Source organism: Amnimonas aquatica (assembly GCF_002943415.1).
Taxonomy (GTDB): Bacteria; Pseudomonadota; Gammaproteobacteria; order Pseudomonadales; family Moraxellaceae; genus Perlucidibaca; species Perlucidibaca aquatica_A.
The window spans coordinates 1-18,768 of sequence record NZ_PTQZ01000009.1; the positions used below are offsets into that span (position 1 = coordinate 1).

An 18,768-nucleotide genomic window follows, 5' to 3' on the forward strand; every position below is an offset into this window, starting at 1 on the left:
CGAACTCGCACTGCGGATAGCGCACCTGCAGCGGCTGCACGCAGTTCTGCAGGTGCTCGCGCAGCGGACGCGGCGGCAGCGCTTCCGGCCGGCGCGCCTGCTCGCGCAGGGCCGAAAGGATTTCGCGGCAGCGCCGCAGTTCCACCTGCAGGGCCGCCAGCGCGGCCGCGTCGCGGCTATCCTGCTCCAGCTCCTCGGCCAGCAGCGTCAGCGTCGCCAGCGGCGTCGCCAGCTCGTGCACGGCGGTGGCAGCCAGCGTGCCCATGGCCACCGCCTGGTCGCGCTGCAAAAGGCGCCGCTGCTGCTTGGCGAGGTAACGGTCGCGCTGGCGCAGGCGCAGGTGCATGCGGCCGAGGAAGAACACCAGCAGCAGCGCGCTGATGGTGAAGTTCACCCACATGCCGAGCAGATGCCCGTGGTACGAGTCCCACGGCCACTGCACGCCGCCCGCGGCCATGGGTGCCGGCGGCCACCAGAACAGCGCCGAATAGGCCAGCAGCATGAGCACGGCGAGCACACCGGTCTGCCGCCGCGACAAGGTGGTGGCGGCTATCGCCAGCGCCACCAGGTAGTAGGTCACGAACGGGTTGCTGCTGCCGCCGCTGAGGCGGAACAGCATGGTCAGCAGCAGCAGGTCGAACAGCAGCTGCAGGAACAGCTCGTCCTGCTCGACCTCGCGCGGACTGCGCAGGCGCAGCCAGGTCAGCGCGTTGAGCAGCAGCAGCAACGCGAACACCAGCACCAGCCCCCAGGGCCAGCGCAGCTCGCCGGCCTGAGTGAGCTGGCAGTACAGGGCGGTGAGCAGCAGCAGGCCGGCCAGGATGACGCGCAGCCAGCACAGCTCGACCAGGTTCCTGCGCATGGGGTCCGGCGGCATCAGCCCGCCACGCCCGGCGATCTGCATCGTTTCCGCTCCCGAGGGGTCATCGGCGGCATGGTACAGGAAAGCAAAAGGCACCCGAAGGTGCCTTTTGGTCGCTGCATGGCATGCCTTGGCACACCGCCGGCCGGAGCCGGCCCGGGGCGTCAGCCGGCCAGGTTGGCGTTGGCGAAGTCCCAGTTGACCAGCTTGTCGAGGAAGGTGCTGATGTAGTCCGGACGACGGTTCTGGAAGTCCAGGTAGTAGGCGTGCTCCCACACGTCGATGGTGATCAGCGGCTTCTGGCCGTGCACGATCGGGGTGTCGGCGTTGCCGGTCTTGGTGACAGCGAGCTTGCCGTCGGCACCGACGACCAGCCAGGCCCAGCCGGAACCGAACTGCGTGGTGGCAGCGGCCTTGAAGGCCTCGACGAACTTCTCGTAGGAACCGAAGTCGGCATCGATCTTAGCGGCGATGGCGCCGGTCGGCAGGCCGCCGCCGTTCTGCTTCATGCTGTTCCAGTAGAAGGTGTGGTTCCAGACCTGGGCGCTGTTGTTGAAGATGCCGGCCTTGGCTGCGTCACCGGCCGAGGCCTGGATGATGGCTTCCAGGCTGGCGCTCTCCAGATCGGTGCCCTTGATCAGGTTGTTCAGGTTGACCACGTAGGCGTTGTGGTGCTTGCCGTGGTGGAAGCTCAGGGTGTGGGCCGTGATGTACGGCTCCAGGGCGGTGCTTTCATAGGGCAGTGCGGGCAGTTCGATGGCCATATCTGATTCCTGTCTATCTATATGAAAATCATTGCTATTTGCACGGTCAAGGGCCGGACCGGGCCATTATGCCCGCAGGAATCCTGCGTGCAATACAAGACAACGGAACAAGTGCCGCCAGGCGCACGAAAAGTCGTCAGTCACTCGTCCAGATCGAAATCGTAGTCACGCAGCTGCCGGCGCAGCCGGCGCTCGTCCAGAACATCGTCGAGCTGACGACGCTTGGCCAGCAGGTTCTTCACCGACTGCGCCTTGCCGACATCTTCGTTGTCCTGATCACCCGCCTCTTCCAGGAATCCTTCTTCCAACTCGCAGCCCTCCGCCAGATCATCTGCCGAAACACTTCTCAATGCCGGGAAAGGCCGCCGGCACTGCCGCCGCACCTTTCTTCCGCGCTATGTACGCCAAGAAATTTGCGCTGTAAAGAGGCCCCGGCACGGCTTCCGCGCAGGTCGCGAAGCGCGGATCACTTGGCTATACTTCTGCGCTTGCTTCGCCGGAGCCTTCCGGCGCGCCAAATCGCACCCCAAAACCTGTACTGGATGTCGGCCTCATGCGTAGTCACTACTGTGGCAGCCTCAATCAATCCCATATCGACCAGACCGTGACCCTGTGCGGCTGGGTCCACCGTCGCCGCGACCACGGCGGCGTCATCTTCCTGGACATGCGCGACCGCGAAGGTCTGGTGCAGGTGGTGATCGATCCGGATACGCCCGAGGCCTTCGCGCTGGCCGACAAGTCGCGCTCCGAATTCGTGCTCAAGGTCACCGGCCGCGTGCGCCAGCGCTACGCCGGCACCGAGAACGCCAACATGCCGACCGGCCAGATCGAGGTGCTGGGCAAGGAGATCGAGATCCTGGCGCAGTCCGAGACCCCGCCCTTCCCGCTCAACGACGATTTCGGCAATGTCGGCGAGGAAGTTCGCCTGAAGTACCGCTTCCTCGACATGCGCCGGCCGGAAATGCTCGAGCGCATGCGCTTCCGTTCGCGCGTGACCTCGCTGATCCGCAACTACCTCGACCGCAACGGCTTCCTCGATGTCGAGACCCCGATTCTCACCCGTGCCACGCCGGAAGGCGCGCGCGACTACCTGGTGCCCTCGCGCACCCAGCCGGGCAGCTTCTTCGCCCTGCCGCAGTCGCCGCAGCTGTTCAAGCAGCTGCTCATGGTCTCGGGCTTCGACCGCTACTACCAGATCGCCAAGTGCTTCCGCGACGAGGACCTGCGCGCCGATCGCCAGCCGGAATTCACCCAGATCGACATCGAGACCTCCTTCCTCTCCGATGAAGAGATCATGCAGATCACCGAAGGCATGGCGGTGGAGCTGTTCGACCAGCTGCTGGGCGTGAAGTTCGACGCCTTCCCGCGCATGACCTATGCCGAAGCCATGCGCCGCTTCGCCTCCGACAAGCCCGACCTGCGCATCCCGCTGGAGCTGGTGGATGTCGCCGACCTCATGCAGCAGGTCGAGTTCAAGGTCTTCGCCGGCCCGGCCAAGGACCCCAAGGGCCGCATCGCCGCCCTCCGGGTGCCGGGCGGCAACACCATGCCGCGCAGCCAGATCGACGACTACACCAAGTTCGTCGGCATCTACGGCGCCAAGGGCCTGGCCTACATCAAGGTCAACGATGTCTCGAACATCCACAACGGCGAAGGCAGCGGCCTGCAGTCGCCGATCGTCAAGTTCCTGCCCGATGACGCGCTCAAGGCCATCATCGAGCGCACCGGCGCGCAGAACGGCGACCTGATCTTCTTCGGCGCCGACAAGGCCAAGGTGGTCAACGACGCCCTCGGCGCCCTGCGCGTCCGCCTCGGCCACGATCTCAAGCTGCTCACCAGCGAATGGGCACCGCTGTGGGTGGTCGACTTCCCGATGTTCGAGGAAGTCGATGACGGCCAGTGGACCTCGGTCCACCACCCGTTCACGCTGCCCAAGTGCGATGTCGCCACGCTCAAGAGCAACCCGGGCGAAGCCATCTCGGTGGCCTACGACATGGTGCTCAACGGCACCGAGCTCGGCGGCGGCTCGCTGCGCATCTACAACCTGGACATGCAGAAGGCCGTGTTCGAAGCGCTCGGCATCGGCGAGGAAGAAGCCAACGAGAAGTTCGAGTTCCTGCTCGACGCCCTCAAGTACGGTGCCCCGCCCCACGGCGGCCTGGCCTTCGGCCTCGATCGCCTGGTCATGCTGATGACCGGCGCCACCTCGATCCGCGACGTCATCGCTTTCCCCAAGACCAAGACCGCCGAGTGCCTGATGACGCACGCGCCGGCCCCGGTCGAGAACAAGCAGCTGCGCGAACTGGGCATCCGCCTGCGCGAAGACGCCAAGCGCGACGACAGCAACAAGAAGGAGGCCTGAGGTCATGGCAGGTCACAGCAAATGGGCCAACATCAAGCACCGCAAGGCCCGTCAGGACGCCTCCAAGGGCAAGGTGTTCACCAAGTTCATCCGTGAAATCACCGTGGCCGCCCGCCTCGGCGGCCCCAGCGAAGCCGACAATCCGCGCCTGCGCGCCATCGTCGCCAAGGCGCTGGGCGCCAACATGACCCGCGACGTCGTCAACCGCGCCATCCAGCGCGGCGCCGGCGGCGAAGACGACAAGAAGCTCGACGAGCTGACCTACGAGGGTTACGGCGTCGGCGGCGTGGCCGTGCTGGTCGAGACCATGACCGACAACGTCAACCGCACCGTGGCCGAAGTCCGTCATGCCTTCGGCAAGAACGGCGGCAACCTCGGCACCAGCGGCTCGGTGGCCTACCTGTTCGCCAAGCGCGGCGAAATCAGCTTCCCCGCCGGCAGCGACGAGGACAAGCTGATGGAAGTCGCGCTGGAAGCCGGCGCCGACGACGTCGAAGGTGACAGCGACGGCTTCGTCGTGGTCACCACGCCGGAAGCCTTCGGTGCCGTGGTCGACGCGCTGGAGGCCGCCGGCCTCAAGAGCGAAGGCGCGGAAGTCACCATGAAGGCCTCGACCGAAGCCGACATCGCCGACCTCGAGCAGGCCGAGAAGATCCTCAAGATGATCGACATGCTGGAGGACCTGGACGACGTGCAGAACGTCTACACCAACGCCAGCTTCAGCGACGAGGTCATGGCCGCGCTGAACAAGTGACAGCCTCCGGTGTCGCGCCCGTCCCGGCGCGCGACACCGGCGACCACCCCGCCCGGCCCTTCGGGAAGGCGCCGGCCACGCCCGGAGCCCGCCATGACCATCATCCTCGGCATCGACCCCGGCTCCCGCATCACCGGCTACGGCGTCATCGCCCGTGACGGCCGCGAATGGCGCTACCTCGACAGCGGCTGCATCCGCATGGACACCGAACAGCCCCTGCCCGGCCGCGTGAAGACCATTTTCGCGGGTGTCAGCGAGATCATCCGCCGCTGGCAGCCGACGCAGGCCGCCGTCGAGCAGGTGTTCCTCGCCCGCAACGCCGACTCCGCGCTCAAGCTCGGCCAGGCCCGCGGCGCCGCACTGGCGGCACTGGTCAGCCACGATGTCGAGGTCGCCGAGTACGGCGCCCGCCAGATCAAGCTCGCGGTGGTCGGCACCGGCTCCGCCGAGAAGGCCCAGGTGCAGCACATGGTCATGCGCCTGCTCAACCTCGAGCAGCCGCCGCAGGCAGATGCCGCCGATGCCCTCGCCGCCGCCATCTGCCATGCCCACGCCAGCGGCAACATGGGTAGAATGGCGGTCACCGGGCTGCGTCGCGGACGCGGCCGATGACAACAACAGCATCCCTCCCCGCGCTCGCGGGGACCAGGAAAACGGCATGATTGCGCGCCTGCACGGCACCCTGATCGAAAAGCTCGCACCGCATGTGGTGGTCGACGTCCATGGCGTCGGCTACGAGGTCGATGTCCCGCTCACCACCTTCTATCTGCTGCCCGCGCTGGGCGAGACGGTCACGCTCTGGACCCACCTCAGCGTGCGAGAGGACGCGCACCAGCTGTTCGGCTTCCGCGACCGCGACGCCCTGCAGGTGTTCCGCATCCTCATCAAGGTCAGCGGCGTCGGCCCCAAGCTGGCGCTGGCGCTGCTCTCGGGCATGGAAGTCGACGCCCTGCGCGAATGCATCGCGCGCGAGGACGTGACCCTGCTGACCAAGGTGCCCGGCGTCGGCAAGAAGACCGCCGAGCGCCTGGTGATCGAACTGCGCGACAAGCTCGGCACGCTCGGCGGCATCCGCGTGGTGCGCAAGCCCGGCACGGCACCGTCGGCACTGCCGCTGGTGGAAGCGCCGGCCTCGCCCGAGGAGGAAGCGGAGAGCGCGCTGGTCGCGCTCGGCTACAAGCCCGCCGAAGCCGAGCGCGCGGTCAAGGCCGTGGCCGGCAGCCACCCCGACACCGCCGAGCTGGTGCGCGCCGCGCTCAAGCGCCTGCTCAAGGCCTGACGCCAGGGAGACCGCATGAGCATCGAGTCCGACCGCCTGGTGACCGCCGCCGGCAAGCCGCAGGAAGAACTGATCGACCGCGCCATCCGCCCGACCCGGCTGAGCGACTACGTCGGCCAGCCGGTGGTGCGCGAGCAGATGGAGATATTCATCGGCGCCGCGCGCTCGCGCCGCGAGGCGCTCGACCACACGCTGATCTTCGGCCCGCCCGGCCTCGGCAAGACCACGCTGGCCAACATCATCGCGCGCGAGATGGGCGGCGAACTGCGCTCGACCTCCGGTCCGGTGCTGGAGCGCGCCGGCGACCTAGCCGCCCTGCTCACCAGCCTGGAAGAAGGCGATGTGCTGTTCATCGACGAGATCCACCGCCTGTCGCCGGTGGTCGAGGAAATCCTCTACCCGGCCATGGAGGACTACCAGCTCGATATCGTCATCGGCGAAGGCCCGGCGGCGCGCTCGATCAAGCTCGACCTGCCGCCGTTCACGCTGGTCGGCGCCACCACCCGCGCCGGCCTGCTGACCTCGCCGCTGCGCGACCGCTTCGGTATCGTGCAGCGCCTGGAGTTCTACAGCGTGCCCGACCTCACCCACATCGTGACGCGCTCGGCACAGCTGCTCAACCTCGGCATCGAGGCCGGCGGCGCGGCCGAGATCGCCCGCCGCGCGCGCGGCACGCCGCGCATCGCCAACCGCCTGCTGCGGCGCGTGCGCGACTACGCCGAGGTACGGGCCGACGGCGTCATCTCGCAGCAGGTCGCCAGCGCCGCGCTGACCATGCTCGATGTCGACGCGCACGGCCTCGACGGCCTCGACCGCCGCTACCTGAGCATGCTCTGCGAGCGCTTCGACGGCGGCCCGGTCGGCGTCGAGTCCATGGCCGCCGCGCTGTCCGAGGATGCCGGCACGCTGGAGGATGTCATCGAGCCCTACCTGATCCAGCAGGGCCTGATCCTGCGCACCGCGCGCGGCCGCATGGCCAGCGCCCAGGCCTGGCTGCAGCTCGGCCTGCGCGCGCCGGATGGCGGCCGCCCGCAGGGGGACGGCGCATGAGCGACCTGATCGTCGCACCGGCATTCGCCGAGTTCCGCTGGCCGCTGCGGGTCTACATCGAAGACACCGACGCCGGCGGCATCGTCTATTACGTCAACTACCTCAAGTTCATGGAGCGCGCGCGCACCGAATGGCTGCGCAGCCTCGGCTTCCAGCACTACCTGGTGAGCGCCGAGCCGGTGTTCTTCGTGGTCCGCCGCGCCGAGGTCGACTACCGCCTGCCGGCCCGGCTCGACGACGAGCTGACCGCCTGCGCACAAGTTGTCCGCCTGGGCCGCGCCTCGCTGCACTTCCGTCAACGGATACTCCGGGGTGACGTGGTACTGGCAGACGGCCTGATCGAGATCGCCTGCGTTGACCGCGACAGCTTGAAACCGCGTGCGCTCCCCTCTACCTTGTCCGCCTTGCTGCAACACCAAACAGGAAGTGATCAATGACCGCTGCACCCGAGATGACCGTTGCCTCCCTCATTCTCCAGGCCAGCCCCGTGGTGCAGGCCGTCATGGCCATCCTCGTGCTGGCTTCGGTGGTCTCCTGGGGCATCATCCTGCAGCGCGCCGGCACCTTCCGCCGCGCCGACAGCCTGAGCCGCGATTTCGAGGAGCGCTTCTGGTCCGGCATGGACATGCGCCAGCTGCATGACCAGATCAACCACACCCCGAACCCTGACTCGGGCTGCGAGAACCTGTTCCGCGCCGGCTTCCAGGAGTTCCAGCGCCTGCGCGACAAGCAGGCCGACGCCGACGCCATCATGCAGGGCGTGTCGCGCGCGCTGCGCATTTCGCTGAGCGTCGAGCAGGGCAAGCTGGAGGCGCAGCTGCCCTTCCTCGCCAGCGTCGGCTCCACCAGCCCATACATCGGCCTGTTCGGCACCGTCTGGGGCATCATGTCGTCGTTCCTCGGTCTGGCCAAGGTGCAGCAGGCCACGCTGGCGGTGGTCGCCCCGGGCATCGCCGAAGCCCTGATCGCCACCGCCATCGGCCTGTTCGCGGCCATTCCCGCGGTGCTCGCCTACAACCGCTTCTCGGCACGCAGCAACAGCCTGCTGTCGCGCTACGAGATCTTCGCCGAGGAACTGAGCAGCATCCTGCACCGCGAAGCCCACGCCCACCACGCAGTGCGCTGAACATGAGCCTGCACAGCAGTTTCCGCCGCCCGCGCAAGGCCCCCATGTCGGAAATGAACGTCGTGCCCTACATCGACGTCATGCTGGTGCTGCTGGTGATCTTCATGATCACCGCGCCCATGCTGACCCAGGGCATCGAGGTCGACCTGCCTCAGGCCGAGGCCGACGCGCTGTCGCTCAAGGAGCAGCAGCCGCTGATCGTGACCGTGCGTGCCAACGGCAGCTTCTGGCTGCAGAGCGATCCGGACACCCGCCACCAGGTCAGCATGCAGAACCTGCCCAGCGAGATCCGCGCCCTGCGCAGCGCCCGCGGCGCCGATGTGCCGGTGCTGGTCAACGGCGACCGCAACGTCGGCTACGGCCGCGTCATCGAACTCATGGCCTCGCTGCAGCAGGGCGGCGTGAAGCAGGTCGGCCTGCTCACCGAGCTGCCGGCCGCCAGGCCCTGACACGCGCACGGTGCTGACCCCATGAGACTCGCCCCGCGTCCGGTCATCGGCTCCATCGCCCTGCATCTGCTGCTGGGCCTGCTGCTCTGGCTGTTCGCCCGCCCGCATGACCTGCCGGAACCCACGCCCATCATGCAGGCGGTGCTGATGTCGGCGCCGCCGGCACCTGTGTCCGCACCCGCGCGCCCGGTTGCCGCGCCGCAGCCCGCGCCAGCCCCCGAGCCCCGTCCGGAGCCGCCGAGGCCCAAGCCCGAACCGGCACCGAAACCGGCGACTAAGCCCGAGCCCAAGCCGGAACCCAAGGCAGAGCCGAAGCCCGCGCCCAAGCCCGATACCGTCAAGCCCGCGACCAAGCCCAAGTCCGAGCCCGAGCCGGCGAAACCGGCCAAGCCGAAGATCGACGAGCAGCGCATCGACGACGAGATCGCCCGAGCCGAAGCCGAGGCAGCACGCATCGCCGCCGAGGCCGAAGCCCGCAAGCGCCGGCAGGACGCCGAGAAGCGCCAGCAGGCGCTGGCCCAGCAGCTCAAGGACGAAGCCGACGCCATGGCCGCGCAGGCCGCCGCCGATGCCCGCGCGCGCCAGCAGGCGGCGCAGATCCGCGAGTTCACCGAGGCCATCCACAAGAAGATCAAGAGCCAGTGGCGCCGACCGGCGAATGTCAACGCGCAGCTCACCACCGGAGTTCGTATCACCGTGCTGCCCGGTGGCGAGGTCGCGTCCGTGATCGTCACCCGCAGCAGCGGCAACCAGGCCTTCGACGCCAGCGTGAAGGAAGCCGTGGAACGGGCCAGCCCTCTTCCGGTACCATCCGACGTCATGCTCTTCCGCGAGAACTTCCGGGTCTTCTCGCTCAACTACAATACCGAGGAGTGATCATGTCCTTTCGTGCGTCATGGCTGAGCCTGGTTTTCCTGTTCGTGTCCGGACTGGCACAGGCGACGCTGACCATCGAGATCACCCAGCGCCTGGATGACGCCACCCCCATCGCCGTGGTGCCCTTCGGCGGCATCGAGGCCGGCGAGAACATCGGCGGCATCATCCGCGCCGACCTCGACCGCAGCGGCCAGTTCCGCTCGCTCGACCCCGCCACCCTGCCCGGTCGCCCGGCCAGCAGCGCCGAGATCCTGCCCGGTGCCTGGCAGAACATCGCCGCCGACCTGGTGGTGCTGGGCAGCGCCAGCAAGCTCGCCGACGGCCGCTTCAGCTTCCGCTACGAACTGCTCAAGAAAGGCGGCCTGGAGCGCATCCTGGGCGAAACCTTCACCGTCGACGCCAGCCGCTGGCGCGATGCCGGCCACTACATCAGCGACAAGATCTACAAGCAGGTCACCGGCGAGTCCGGCGTGTTCTCGACCAAGATCATGTACGTGAACCAGTACGTCCGCGACGGCCGCAAGCGCTACCGACTGGAGCTGTCGGACATCGACGGCGAACGCCAGATCACCCTGCTGGACTCGGTCGAGCCCATCCTGTCGCCGACCTGGTCGCCGAACGCGCGCCAGGTCGCCTATGTCTCGTTCGAAGGCCGCAAGCCGGCGATCTTCGTGCAGAACCTGGCCACCCGCCAGCGCACCAAGCTCACCGACTTCCCGGGCCTGAACGGCGCGCCGGCCTGGTCGCCGGACGGCAAGCGCATGGCGCTGACGCTGTCGCGCGACGGCAATCCCGAGATCTACATCATGGATCTTGAGAGCAAGCAGCTGACGCGCGTCACCAACAACCCGGCCATCGACACCGAGCCGCGCTGGACCAGCGACGGCAAGTCGCTGATCTTCACCTCCGACCGCAGCGGCGGCCCGCAGATCTACCGCGTCAACCTCGCCAGCGGCGACACCAGGCGCCTGACCTTCAAGGGCAACTTCAACGCCCGCGGCGACATCAGCCCGAACGACCGCCACCTGGCAGTGGTGCACCAGACCGGCCCGAGCAGCTACGCCATCGGCATCCAGGATCTCAACAACAGCGTGTTCAGCATCCTCACCAGCACGCCGCTGGACGAGTCGCCCAGCTTCGCGCCCAACAGCCAGATGGTGGTCTATGCCACCCGCAAGGGGCGCATGGGCGTGCTCGGCATCATGTCGCTGGACGGCCGTTTCAAGATGCGGCTGCCGGCCGTCGACGGGGAAGTGCGCGAACCGGTGTGGTCGCCCTATTTACGCTGATGCCTGACTCGGCTACTGTCGCAGCAATCAGAATCAGCGCTCAGCAATCATAAGAGAAAGTGCTCAAGGAGTTTTCAACAGTGAACATTTCGAAGTCAGTCAAACTCGTCACGGTCGGCCTGCTGGTCACCACCATGACCGCGTGCTCGCTGTTCCGCGGCCCGCGTCCGATCACGAATGACGACTCGCAGTTTGAAAACCTGCCGCCGGCCCCGGCGGTCGAGGCCATCTCGTCGACCGGCACCGGCCTGTCCGAATCCGCACCGGAAGCGCCGGAAACCGGCTCGGCTAACCTGGGCAACCCGATCTCCGGCAACATCATCGCCGACAGCAGCGACAGCACCGTCATCGGTGGTGCAGCCGCCACCGGTGCCGCCGCCGACCTGCTGCGCATCCGCGTGTTCTACTTCGGCACCAACCTGAGCGACATCACCGCCCTCTCCTACGGCGGCCTGAACGCCCACGCAGCCTACCTGCGCAACAACCCGAGCACCCGCCTGCAGCTCTCCGGCCACACCGACGAGCGCGGCACCCGCGAATACAACCTGGCTCTGGGCGAGCGCCGCGCCAACGCCGTCGCACGCTATCTGGTCAGCAACGGCGTCAACGCCGGCCAGCTGTCCGTCGTCAGCTATGGCAAGGAAAAGCCCGTGGCCGACGGCAACGACGAAGAGTCCTGGGCCAAGAACCGCCGCGTCGAGCTGGACTACGTCAGCGGCACCCCGAACTGATCCGCATGCCGGACAAGACAGACGGGCTGCGGCCCGTTTGTCTTTTCTGGCAGGCGCACCGACACCGGAGACACCATGCAGCCAGGCATCACCCCCAAGCACACCCTGCTCGCGCTGATGATCGGCATGGCGGCATCGCTGCCGGCACACGCCATCGAGATCGAGCAACGCCCGCTGACCCCGGCACAGGGCAGCGCGCCGACCCGTCAGGCCGCGCCTCAGCCCGCCCCGACCGCGCAGCAGCCTGCCACCGCCCGCCCCGCCGCGGCAGCCGCGCCGGCACCTGCGGCAGTCAACCCGGCCTGGGACATGTTCCAGCAGCTGGAGAGCCTGCAGGCCACCGTCGCCAGCCTGCAGGGCCAGGTCGAAGAACAGCAGCAGCTCATCGAGCGCATGCGCGAGGATCTGCGCGTGCGCTACACCGACCTCGACCAGCGCCTGGAGCTGCTGAACAAGCAGCCTGAGCCTGCAGCCACGCCGGAAAACGGCGCGGATGCGGCCGCCGCCGACGCTGCCGGTCATGCCCATGCCGACCCGGCGATCGACCCGGCAGCCGCGGCGCCCGCCACGCCGGCGACAGCACCGGTCACCCCCGCAGCACCGGCAGCCGGCACCGCGCCGGTCGCGGTGCCGGTACCGATCGTCGAGAAGCCGGCGGCCACGCCTGCCGCTCAGCAGCCGGCCAGCACCGTGGTCGGCAACGACAGCGCCGCCGACATCGAGAAGCAGAAACAGGCCTACCTCGCCGCCTACCAGCGCTTCCGCGCCGATGGCGCACCGGCGGCCATCACCGCCATGCAGTCGTTCGTTAAGCAGTACCCGAACAGCATCTTCGCGCCCAACGCCCACTACTGGCTGGGCGAGTTCCAGCTCGCGCTGGAGCCGGCCAACTACCAGGCCGCGGAGACCAGCTTCAACCGCGTCATCCGCGACTACGAAGGCAACCCCAAGGTGCCGTCGTCGTACTACAAGCTCGGTACCATCGCCGACCTGCGCGGCCAGCGCAACGAGGCACGGCGCTGGATGCAGGACGTGCTGGCGAAGTTCCCGTCGAGCCCGGAGGCCCGGCTGGCGCAGGCCTATCTGGATCAAAACCCTGCCAATGGTGCGTCATTGGGTGGCACGCGCTAAACTTCGCGCCCCATCCGGTTGTCGAGCCATGACATGGTCAGCCTGCGTCTGACGGAAATCTTTCATTCCCTGCAGGGTGAAGCACGCACGGTCGGCCTGCCGACCGTGTTCGTGCGCCTGACCGGCTGCCCGCTGCGCTGCGTCTGGTGCGACACCAGCTATGCCTTCAGCGGCGGCAGGCAGTGGGCGCTGGACGACATCCTCGCCGAAGTGGCCGGCTACGACACCCGCCATGTCACCGTGACCGGCGGAGAGCCGCTGGCGCAGCCGGAATGCCTGACCCTGCTCACCGCGCTCTGCGACCGCGGCCACGATGTCTCGCTGGAGACCAGCGGCGCCCTGCCCATCGAGAAGGTCGACACGCGGGTGTCGCGCGTCATGGACCTGAAGGCGCCGGGCTCCGGCGAATCGCACCGCAACCTGTACGAGAACATCCCGCACCTGACGCCGAACGACCAGGTCAAGTTCGTGGTCAGCTCGCGCAGCGACTATGACTGGGCCCGCCTGCAGTGCGACCAGTACGAGCTCTACGGGCGCGTCAGCGACGTGCTGTTCTCGCCAGGCCACGAGACCCTGAAGCCGCGCGAGCTGGCAGAATGGATGCTGGCCGATCGCATTCCGGCGCGCCTGCAGGTGCAGCTGCACAAATACCTCTGGAACAACGAACCCGGACACTGAACATGCCGCACGCCGTCGTCCTGCTGTCCGGCGGACTGGACTCCGCCACCTGCCTCGCCATCGCCCGTGAACAGGGCTACAGCATTTCCGCGCTGAGCTTCGACTACGGCCAGCGCCACAACGCCGAACTGGCCGCCGCCCGCCGCATCGCGAAGGCGCTGCAGGTCGAGGACCACCGCGTCATGCGCCTGGACCTGGGACTGATCGGCGGCTCGGCGCTGACCGACGCCGGCATCGCCGTGCCCGAGGAGGAGTCCGAAGGCATTCCGGTGACCTACGTGCCGGCGCGCAACACCGTGTTCCTGTCGTTCGCGCTCGGCCTCGCCGAGGTCACCGGCGCGCAGGACATCTTCATCGGTGTCAACGCGGTGGACTACTCGGGCTACCCGGACTGCCGGCCGGAATACATCGCGGCCTTCACGCGCGTCGCCAACCTGGCCACCAAGGCCGGCGTCGAGGGCGGGCTCATGCACATCCGCACGCCGCTGATCGACCTCAGCAAGGCCGACATCATCCGCACCGGCCTGCGGCTGGGGCTGGACTACGGCCTGACGGTGTCGTGCTACCAGGCCGACGACGACGGCAGTGCCTGCGGCCGCTGCGATGCCTGCCGCCTGCGCCGCAAGGGCTTCAGCGACGCCGGCGTGGCCGATCCGACACGTTACGCGCCGTGACGGCCGCACGCCGCGCAATCAATCGATGACAGGCCCTAGCCTCGCCCCGGCGGCATGGCTAGACTTGTGCCATCAAGTACGCCGGACCCCGAACCTCCCTCGTTGAGCACCCCGCATGAGACCTGAAACCGAACATTTCCTCGTGCTGTCGGCACTGGGCGCCGACCGCACCGGCATCGTGGACGAACTGGCCCGCGCTGCCACCGACGCACGCTGCAATATCGCCGACTCGCGCATGATCGTCATGGGCCAGGAGTTCGCCATCATCCTGATGGTCTCCGGCACCTGGGATGCCATCGCCAAGCTGGAGGCGCAGCTGCCCGCCCTCGGTCGCCGCCTGAGCCTGGAAGTGATCTCCAAGCGCACCGAGACCCGTGCGCCGCAGCGCGAGTCGATTCCCTACAGCGTCAGCGTGATCGCGCTCGACAACCCGGGCATCGTGCACGAGATCGCCAACTTCTTCGCCAGCCAGGGCATCAACATCGAAGCCATGGAGACCAGCACCTACGCCGCGCCGCACACCGGCTCGCAGATGTTCGCGCTGACCATGACCGTGAACATTCCGGCGCGCGTGCATATCGCGTCGCTGCGCGAGAACTTCCTGCTGTTCTGCGACGACCGCAACCTGGATGCCATCATCGAGCCCTACAAGGCCTGATCGCCGGACAGAACTTCCGTACACGAGGAGCACACCATGAGCATCGCCATAGGCCAGGCCGTTCCCGACTTCACCGCCGCCAGCACCGGCAGCGGCAGCGTTTCCCTGGCCGGCCTGCGCGGCCGCAAGGTCGTGCTCTATTTCTACCCCAAGGACTCGACGCCCGGCTGCACGCTGGAAAGCCAGCAGTTCCGCGACCTGCGCGGCGAATTCGAGGCCGCCGGGGCGGTCATCTTCGGCATTTCCCGCGACAGCCTGAAGTCGCACGAGAAGTTCCGCGGCAACGAGTGCCTGCCCTTCGACCTGATCAGCGATGCCGACGAAGCCGTGTGCCGCCTGTTCGACGTGATCAAGACCAAGAACATGTACGGCAAGCAGGTGCAGGGCATCGAGCGCAGCACTTTCGTGATCGATGCCGAAGGCGTGCTGCGCGCCGAGTGGCGCAAGGTCAAGGCCGACGGCCATGCCGCCGTGGTGCTGGAAGCCGTGAAGGCGCTGGGCTGATACGTCCGCGGCAGACGCGACGGGCCGCCGGCGCCAGCCGGGATCGGCAAGACATGCAGGCGCCGCCCTCCGGGGCGGCGTTTTCATTTCAGGACATCCTGTCCTTTGCCCCCGTGGCCTCAGCCCTTGCGGATCAGGAACGCCGCCTCGCCGGACGCCGCCGCCTCGCTGTCGAGCAGCTCGTGGCCGGACTGGCGCAGGAACGCCGGAATATCACGCAGGGCGCCGCTGTCGCTGGTCAACACCCTGAGCTCGTCGCCCGTTGTGTGTCGGTGCAGCGCCTGCTTCAGGCGCAGCAGCGGCAGCGGGCAGCGCAGGCCGCGCAGGTCGAGCAATACCGGGCTGGTCATGTCTGTTTTTCATCTCCGCCGGTTTCGTGTTTCCCTGCCGGCATCTCGTTCCCGAGCACAGGCTTTCTCGTGCCCAAGTACCCTGTCGGCACCCTGTGCAGCGCCGCGGCTTTCATCTTACCATGCAGCGTCCGGCGCCATTCCGCCGGTGCCAGGAGCCTTTTACGGATGACCGATTCGACGACCCAGCGCCCGGCCATCATCGCGTCCGCCCTGCTCTCCGCCCTTCTGCTGCTGCCCTCGCCGGCGCTGGCCGACACCGGCACCAACACGCTGCCCGAGCTCGGCCAGCCCGCCGACCTGATCGCCGACAAGGGCACCGAGTCACGCCTGGGCCAGGCCTGGCTGCGCCAGCTGCGCGGCAGCACGCCGCTGTGGCAGGAGCCGCTGGTCAGCGATTACATCGAAGACCTGGTGTACCGCCTCGCCCTGCACAGCCAGCTGGTCGAGCCGCAGTTCTCGCTGGTGGTGGTCGACAACCGCGAGGTCAACGCCTTCGCCGTGCCCGGCGGGGTGATCGGCATCAACACCGGGCTGATCCTGACCGCCGACCGCGAGGATGAAGTCGCCGGCGTCATGGCCCACGAGCTCGGCCACCTGAGCCAGCGTCACTTCGCGCGCTCGCAGGAGGCCAACCAGTACAACCAGTGGCTGGCCCTCGGCGGCCTGCTCGCCAGCATCGCGGCGGCCTCGGCCGGCGGCGGCTCGGGTGATGCCGCCATGGCGCTGGGCATGTCGGCGCAGGCCGCCGCGCTGCAGAACCAGCTGCGCTACAGCCGAGCCTTCGAGCAGGAGGCCGACCGCGTCGGCATGCAGACCCTGACCCAGGCCGGCTACGACCCGCGCGCCATGCCGGACTTCTTCCTCAAGCTCGAGCGTGCCACGCGCCAGCTCGGCTACATGCCGGAATTCCTGCTCACCCACCCGCTGTCGACCACCCGCCTCTCCGACCTGGAGCGCCGCGTCAACGACTGGCCACGCCAGCTCAACCCGCCCCGCCCCGAATTCCGGCTGATCCAGGTGCGCCTGCAGGTGGCCTACAGCAAGCAGCTCAACGAAATGATCGCGGCCTTCCAGGAAGCGCTGAAGGCGCCCAACCCGCCGGACGCCACCCGCCTCGGCCTGAGCCTGGCGCTGCTGCGCAACAACCAGGTCGATGCCGCCGCCGACACGCTGGCGCCGTTGCTGAAGGCCGAGCCCAACCGGCTCGACTACCGCATCACCGCCATCGATATCGACCTCGCGCGGCGCGACTACGCCGCCGCCATGAAGCGCAGCCAGGACGGCCTGTCGCTGTTCCCCGGCCAGCGCAGCCTGCTCGACCGCCTGACCCGCTCCGCGCTGCCCCTGAAGCAGGGCGACCAGCTGCGGCCGCTGCTGGACCAGGCCGTGCGCCGCCATGCCGGCGATCCGCTGGTCTGGCGCCTGCTCTCCGACTGCGCTGCCAGCCAGGGCGACAGCCTGGCGGTGTTCCGCGCCCGCGCCGAGCTGTTCTTCCTGACCGGCCGCCAGAAGGCCGCCGAAGACCAGATGCGCAACGCCCTGCGTCTGGCGCGCGACAACTACCCGCTGAGCGCGCAGCTTTCGCGCCGGCTGGAAGACATGAAGAAACTGGACGCCGAGTTCCGGCGCTGAGGTGACGGCACGCCATGGAGCCGACCCGAAGTACGGCCCCATGGCATGCCCGAATCGACCCCCGCCGTCTGATCCGCGCCGGCCTCAGCCGCCGCGGGCGCGCTTGAGTTCGGCGGAGAAATCGAGCATGCGCTGCAGCGGCACCATGGCCTTCACGCGCACGTCCTCATCGACGAAGATCTCCTCGCCCCCGTGCTCCAGCACATGCGCCAGGTTGTCGAGCGCGTTCATGGCCATCCACGGGCAATGCGCGCAGGAGCGGCAGGTGGCGCCGTTGCCGGCCGTCGGGGCCTCCATGAAGATCTTGCCGGGCGCGGCCTGCTGCATCTTGTAGAAAATACCGCGGTCGGTGGCGACGATCAGGCGCTCGTTGGGCAGGTCACGAGCCGCCGCGATCAGCTGCGAAGTCGAACCCACGGCATCTGCGATCTCCACCACCGAGGCCGGCGACTCCGGGTGCACCAGCACGGCGGCATCGGGGAACTGCTTCTTGAGGTCGAGAATGCCGCGCGACTTGAACTCCTCGTGCACGATGCAGGAGCTGTCCCAGAGGATCATGTCGGCGCCGGTGACCTTCTGCACATAGCCGCCGAGGTACTTGTCCGGCGCCCAGATGACCTTCTCGCCGAGACCGGCCAGGTGGTCGACGACATCCACCGCGATGCTGGAAGTCACCACCCAGTCCGCCCTCGCCTTCACCGCCGCCGAGGTGTTGGCATAGACCACCACGGTGTGGTCCGGGTGCTGGTCGCAGAACGCGGTGAAGGTGTCGGCCGGGCAACCCAGGTCGAGCGAGCAGGTCGCTTCCAGCGTGGGCATGAGCACGCGCTTTTCGGGGTTGAGGATCTTCGCGGTCTCGCCCATGAACTTGACGCCGGCGACCACCAGCGTCCTGGCCGGATGGGCATTGCCGAAGCGGGCCATCTCCAGCGAGTCGGAGACGCAGCCACCGGTTTCCTCGGCCAACGACTGCAGCTCGGGATCGGTGTAGTAATGCGCCACCAGCACGGCATCCTCGCGGACCAGCAGGTCCTTGATGCGCGCGCGCAGCGCCTGTTTCTCGGCCGGGCTCAGCGTGTCCTGAACCTCGTGCAGATGATCGAGGTGCTGCTGGACAAGCCGCTGGGCGGCGTGGTCGACGGGCTGGTTCATGGCACACCCCCGTGCGTGACGTGAAAAAGACAAGGGTCGCGATTCTAGCGCAGCCCTCGGCAAAGGACACCGTTTTCCTGTGGGCATGTGTGACCGGGATTTGCGGTGCCCCTTGCCAGGGCGCGCGCCGGCCTCAGGCCCGCCGGAACGCCAGGTGGTAGCCGTTGCAGTCGCGGATGCCGAACTCGCGGCCGCCGTAGGGCATGTCCTGCGGCGGCCAGGCCACGGTGACACCGGTGCCGATGGCCGCGAACACGGCATCGACATCGGCGACGCTGAAATAGAGCGTGCCGGTGAACGCGGGCGGCCCGCCCCAGAGGTCGGCGGCGGTGAAGATCAGCGTGGCGCCGGCCTGCGTGACGGTGAGCGTGGCATCGCCCGGGTCGCTGACGCTGAAACCAGGCAGGGCGCGGTAGAAACCACGGGTGGCATCGAGGTCGTGGC

23 protein-coding genes are annotated in these 18,768 nt (G+C 67.9%); 17 read left to right on the forward strand and 6 right to left on the reverse strand.

The features are described 5' to 3' along the window. From C5O18_RS01000 to C5O18_RS10665, 3 genes are all read right to left on the reverse strand, one after another. On the reverse strand, nt 1–904 hold a 904-nt coding region (locus C5O18_RS01000; RefSeq protein ID WP_146089164.1), incomplete at its 3' end, for a histidine kinase dimerization/phospho-acceptor domain-containing protein. A gap of 122 nt (nt 905–1,026) precedes the next feature. Next, entirely contained in the window at nt 1,027–1,626 is a 600-nt protein-coding gene (locus C5O18_RS01005) for a superoxide dismutase (protein ID WP_105191023.1), read from the reverse strand. Nucleotides 1,627–1,766: 140 nt separating this feature from the next. Beyond that, nucleotides 1,767–1,934 (reverse strand): PA3496 family putative envelope integrity protein, encoded by a 168-nt coding sequence (locus C5O18_RS10665; RefSeq protein WP_164488758.1) that lies wholly within the window; start codon nt 1,932–1,934, stop codon nt 1,767–1,769. Between the two features lie 245 nt (nt 1,935–2,179). Between C5O18_RS10665 and aspS the strand changes: the two genes are divergently transcribed. The 16 genes from aspS to C5O18_RS01085 all read left to right on the forward strand — a co-directional run bounded on the left by aspS (nt 2,180) and on the right by C5O18_RS01085 (nt 15,187). Then, a complete protein-coding gene (gene aspS, locus C5O18_RS01010; protein WP_105191024.1) occupies nt 2,180–3,988 on the forward strand; it encodes an aspartate--tRNA ligase in 1,809 nt (602 codons plus the stop codon). Nucleotides 3,989–3,992: 4 nt separating this feature from the next. Continuing rightward, entirely contained in the window at nt 3,993–4,742 is a 750-nt protein-coding gene (locus C5O18_RS01015) for a YebC/PmpR family DNA-binding transcriptional regulator (RefSeq protein WP_105191025.1), read from the forward strand. Between the two features lie 93 nt (nt 4,743–4,835). After that, nucleotides 4,836–5,354, forward strand: coding sequence for a crossover junction endodeoxyribonuclease RuvC (ruvC, locus tag C5O18_RS01020; RefSeq protein ID WP_105191026.1), 519 nt, complete (start codon nt 4,836–4,838; stop codon nt 5,352–5,354). A 46-nt stretch (nt 5,355–5,400) separates the two neighbouring features. After that, on the forward strand, nt 5,401–6,021 hold the full coding sequence (gene ruvA / locus C5O18_RS01025) for a Holliday junction branch migration protein RuvA (RefSeq protein ID WP_105191027.1): 621 nt from the start codon (nt 5,401–5,403) through the stop codon (nt 6,019–6,021). A gap of 15 nt (nt 6,022–6,036) precedes the next feature. After that, nucleotides 6,037–7,071, forward strand: a complete 1,035-nt coding sequence (ruvB, locus tag C5O18_RS01030) for a Holliday junction branch migration DNA helicase RuvB (protein ID WP_105191028.1) — start codon at nt 6,037–6,039, stop codon at nt 7,069–7,071. Next, nucleotides 7,068–7,508: a tol-pal system-associated acyl-CoA thioesterase gene (gene ybgC / locus C5O18_RS01035; protein ID WP_105191029.1), complete on the forward strand. Its 441-nt coding sequence runs from the start codon at nt 7,068–7,070 to the stop codon at nt 7,506–7,508. The genes ruvB and ybgC overlap by 4 nt, the downstream gene beginning before the upstream one ends. Then, entirely contained in the window at nt 7,505–8,197 is a 693-nt protein-coding gene (tolQ, locus tag C5O18_RS01040; protein ID WP_105191030.1) for a protein TolQ, read from the forward strand. The genes ybgC and tolQ overlap by 4 nt, the downstream gene beginning before the upstream one ends. Before the next feature lie 2 nt (nt 8,198–8,199). After that, complete coding sequence (tolR, locus tag C5O18_RS01045; RefSeq protein WP_206389676.1) at nt 8,200–8,646, forward strand: protein TolR; 447 nt, start codon at nt 8,200–8,202, stop codon at nt 8,644–8,646. A 21-nt stretch (nt 8,647–8,667) separates the two neighbouring features. Continuing rightward, nucleotides 8,668–9,522: an energy transducer TonB gene (locus C5O18_RS01050; RefSeq protein WP_105191031.1), complete on the forward strand. Its 855-nt coding sequence runs from the start codon at nt 8,668–8,670 to the stop codon at nt 9,520–9,522. A 2-nt stretch (nt 9,523–9,524) separates the two neighbouring features. Beyond that, nucleotides 9,525–10,811 carry a Tol-Pal system beta propeller repeat protein TolB gene (tolB, locus tag C5O18_RS01055; protein ID WP_105191032.1) on the forward strand — a complete coding sequence of 429 codons (1,287 nt, stop codon included), beginning with the start codon at nt 9,525–9,527 and terminating at the stop codon, nt 10,809–10,811. A gap of 80 nt (nt 10,812–10,891) precedes the next feature. Next, nucleotides 10,892–11,542: a peptidoglycan-associated lipoprotein Pal gene (gene pal, locus C5O18_RS01060; protein WP_105191033.1), complete on the forward strand. Its 651-nt coding sequence runs from the start codon at nt 10,892–10,894 to the stop codon at nt 11,540–11,542. Nucleotides 11,543–11,617: 75 nt separating this feature from the next. Further along, nucleotides 11,618–12,673: a YbgF trimerization domain-containing protein gene (locus C5O18_RS01065; RefSeq protein WP_105191034.1), complete on the forward strand. Its 1,056-nt coding sequence runs from the start codon at nt 11,618–11,620 to the stop codon at nt 12,671–12,673. Nucleotides 12,674–12,706: 33 nt separating this feature from the next. Then, entirely contained in the window at nt 12,707–13,351 is a 645-nt protein-coding gene (gene queE, locus C5O18_RS01070; RefSeq protein ID WP_105191035.1) for a 7-carboxy-7-deazaguanine synthase QueE, read from the forward strand. Nucleotides 13,352–13,353: 2 nt separating this feature from the next. Next, nucleotides 13,354–14,025, forward strand: coding sequence for a 7-cyano-7-deazaguanine synthase QueC (queC, locus tag C5O18_RS01075; protein WP_241146692.1), 672 nt, complete (start codon nt 13,354–13,356; stop codon nt 14,023–14,025). A 115-nt stretch (nt 14,026–14,140) separates the two neighbouring features. After that, nucleotides 14,141–14,683 (forward strand): glycine cleavage system transcriptional repressor, encoded by a 543-nt coding sequence (locus C5O18_RS01080; protein WP_105191036.1) that lies wholly within the window; start codon nt 14,141–14,143, stop codon nt 14,681–14,683. Between the two features lie 36 nt (nt 14,684–14,719). Further along, nucleotides 14,720–15,187, forward strand: a complete 468-nt coding sequence (locus tag C5O18_RS01085; RefSeq protein WP_105191037.1) for a peroxiredoxin — start codon at nt 14,720–14,722, stop codon at nt 15,185–15,187. A gap of 119 nt (nt 15,188–15,306) precedes the next feature. Here C5O18_RS01085 and C5O18_RS01090 read toward each other — a convergent pair whose 3' ends face one another. Then, nucleotides 15,307–15,537 carry a sulfurtransferase TusA family protein gene (locus tag C5O18_RS01090; RefSeq protein ID WP_105191038.1) on the reverse strand — a complete coding sequence of 77 codons (231 nt, stop codon included), beginning with the start codon at nt 15,535–15,537 and terminating at the stop codon, nt 15,307–15,309. A 168-nt stretch (nt 15,538–15,705) separates the two neighbouring features. On the opposite strand from C5O18_RS01090, the gene C5O18_RS01095 reads away from it, so the two are divergent. Beyond that, nucleotides 15,706–17,172 carry a M48 family metalloprotease gene (locus C5O18_RS01095; RefSeq protein ID WP_105191039.1) on the forward strand — a complete coding sequence of 489 codons (1,467 nt, stop codon included), beginning with the start codon at nt 15,706–15,708 and terminating at the stop codon, nt 17,170–17,172. 84 nt (nt 17,173–17,256) lie between these two features. Here C5O18_RS01095 and nadA read toward each other — a convergent pair whose 3' ends face one another. Together nadA and C5O18_RS01105 are read right to left on the reverse strand one after the other, a co-directional pair. Then, nucleotides 17,257–18,324 (reverse strand): quinolinate synthase NadA, encoded by a 1,068-nt coding sequence (gene nadA / locus C5O18_RS01100; RefSeq protein ID WP_105191040.1) that lies wholly within the window; start codon nt 18,322–18,324, stop codon nt 17,257–17,259. A gap of 133 nt (nt 18,325–18,457) precedes the next feature. Next, a partial coding sequence (locus tag C5O18_RS01105; RefSeq protein WP_105191041.1) for a VOC family protein occupies nt 18,458–18,768 on the reverse strand: 311 nt, incomplete at its 5' end.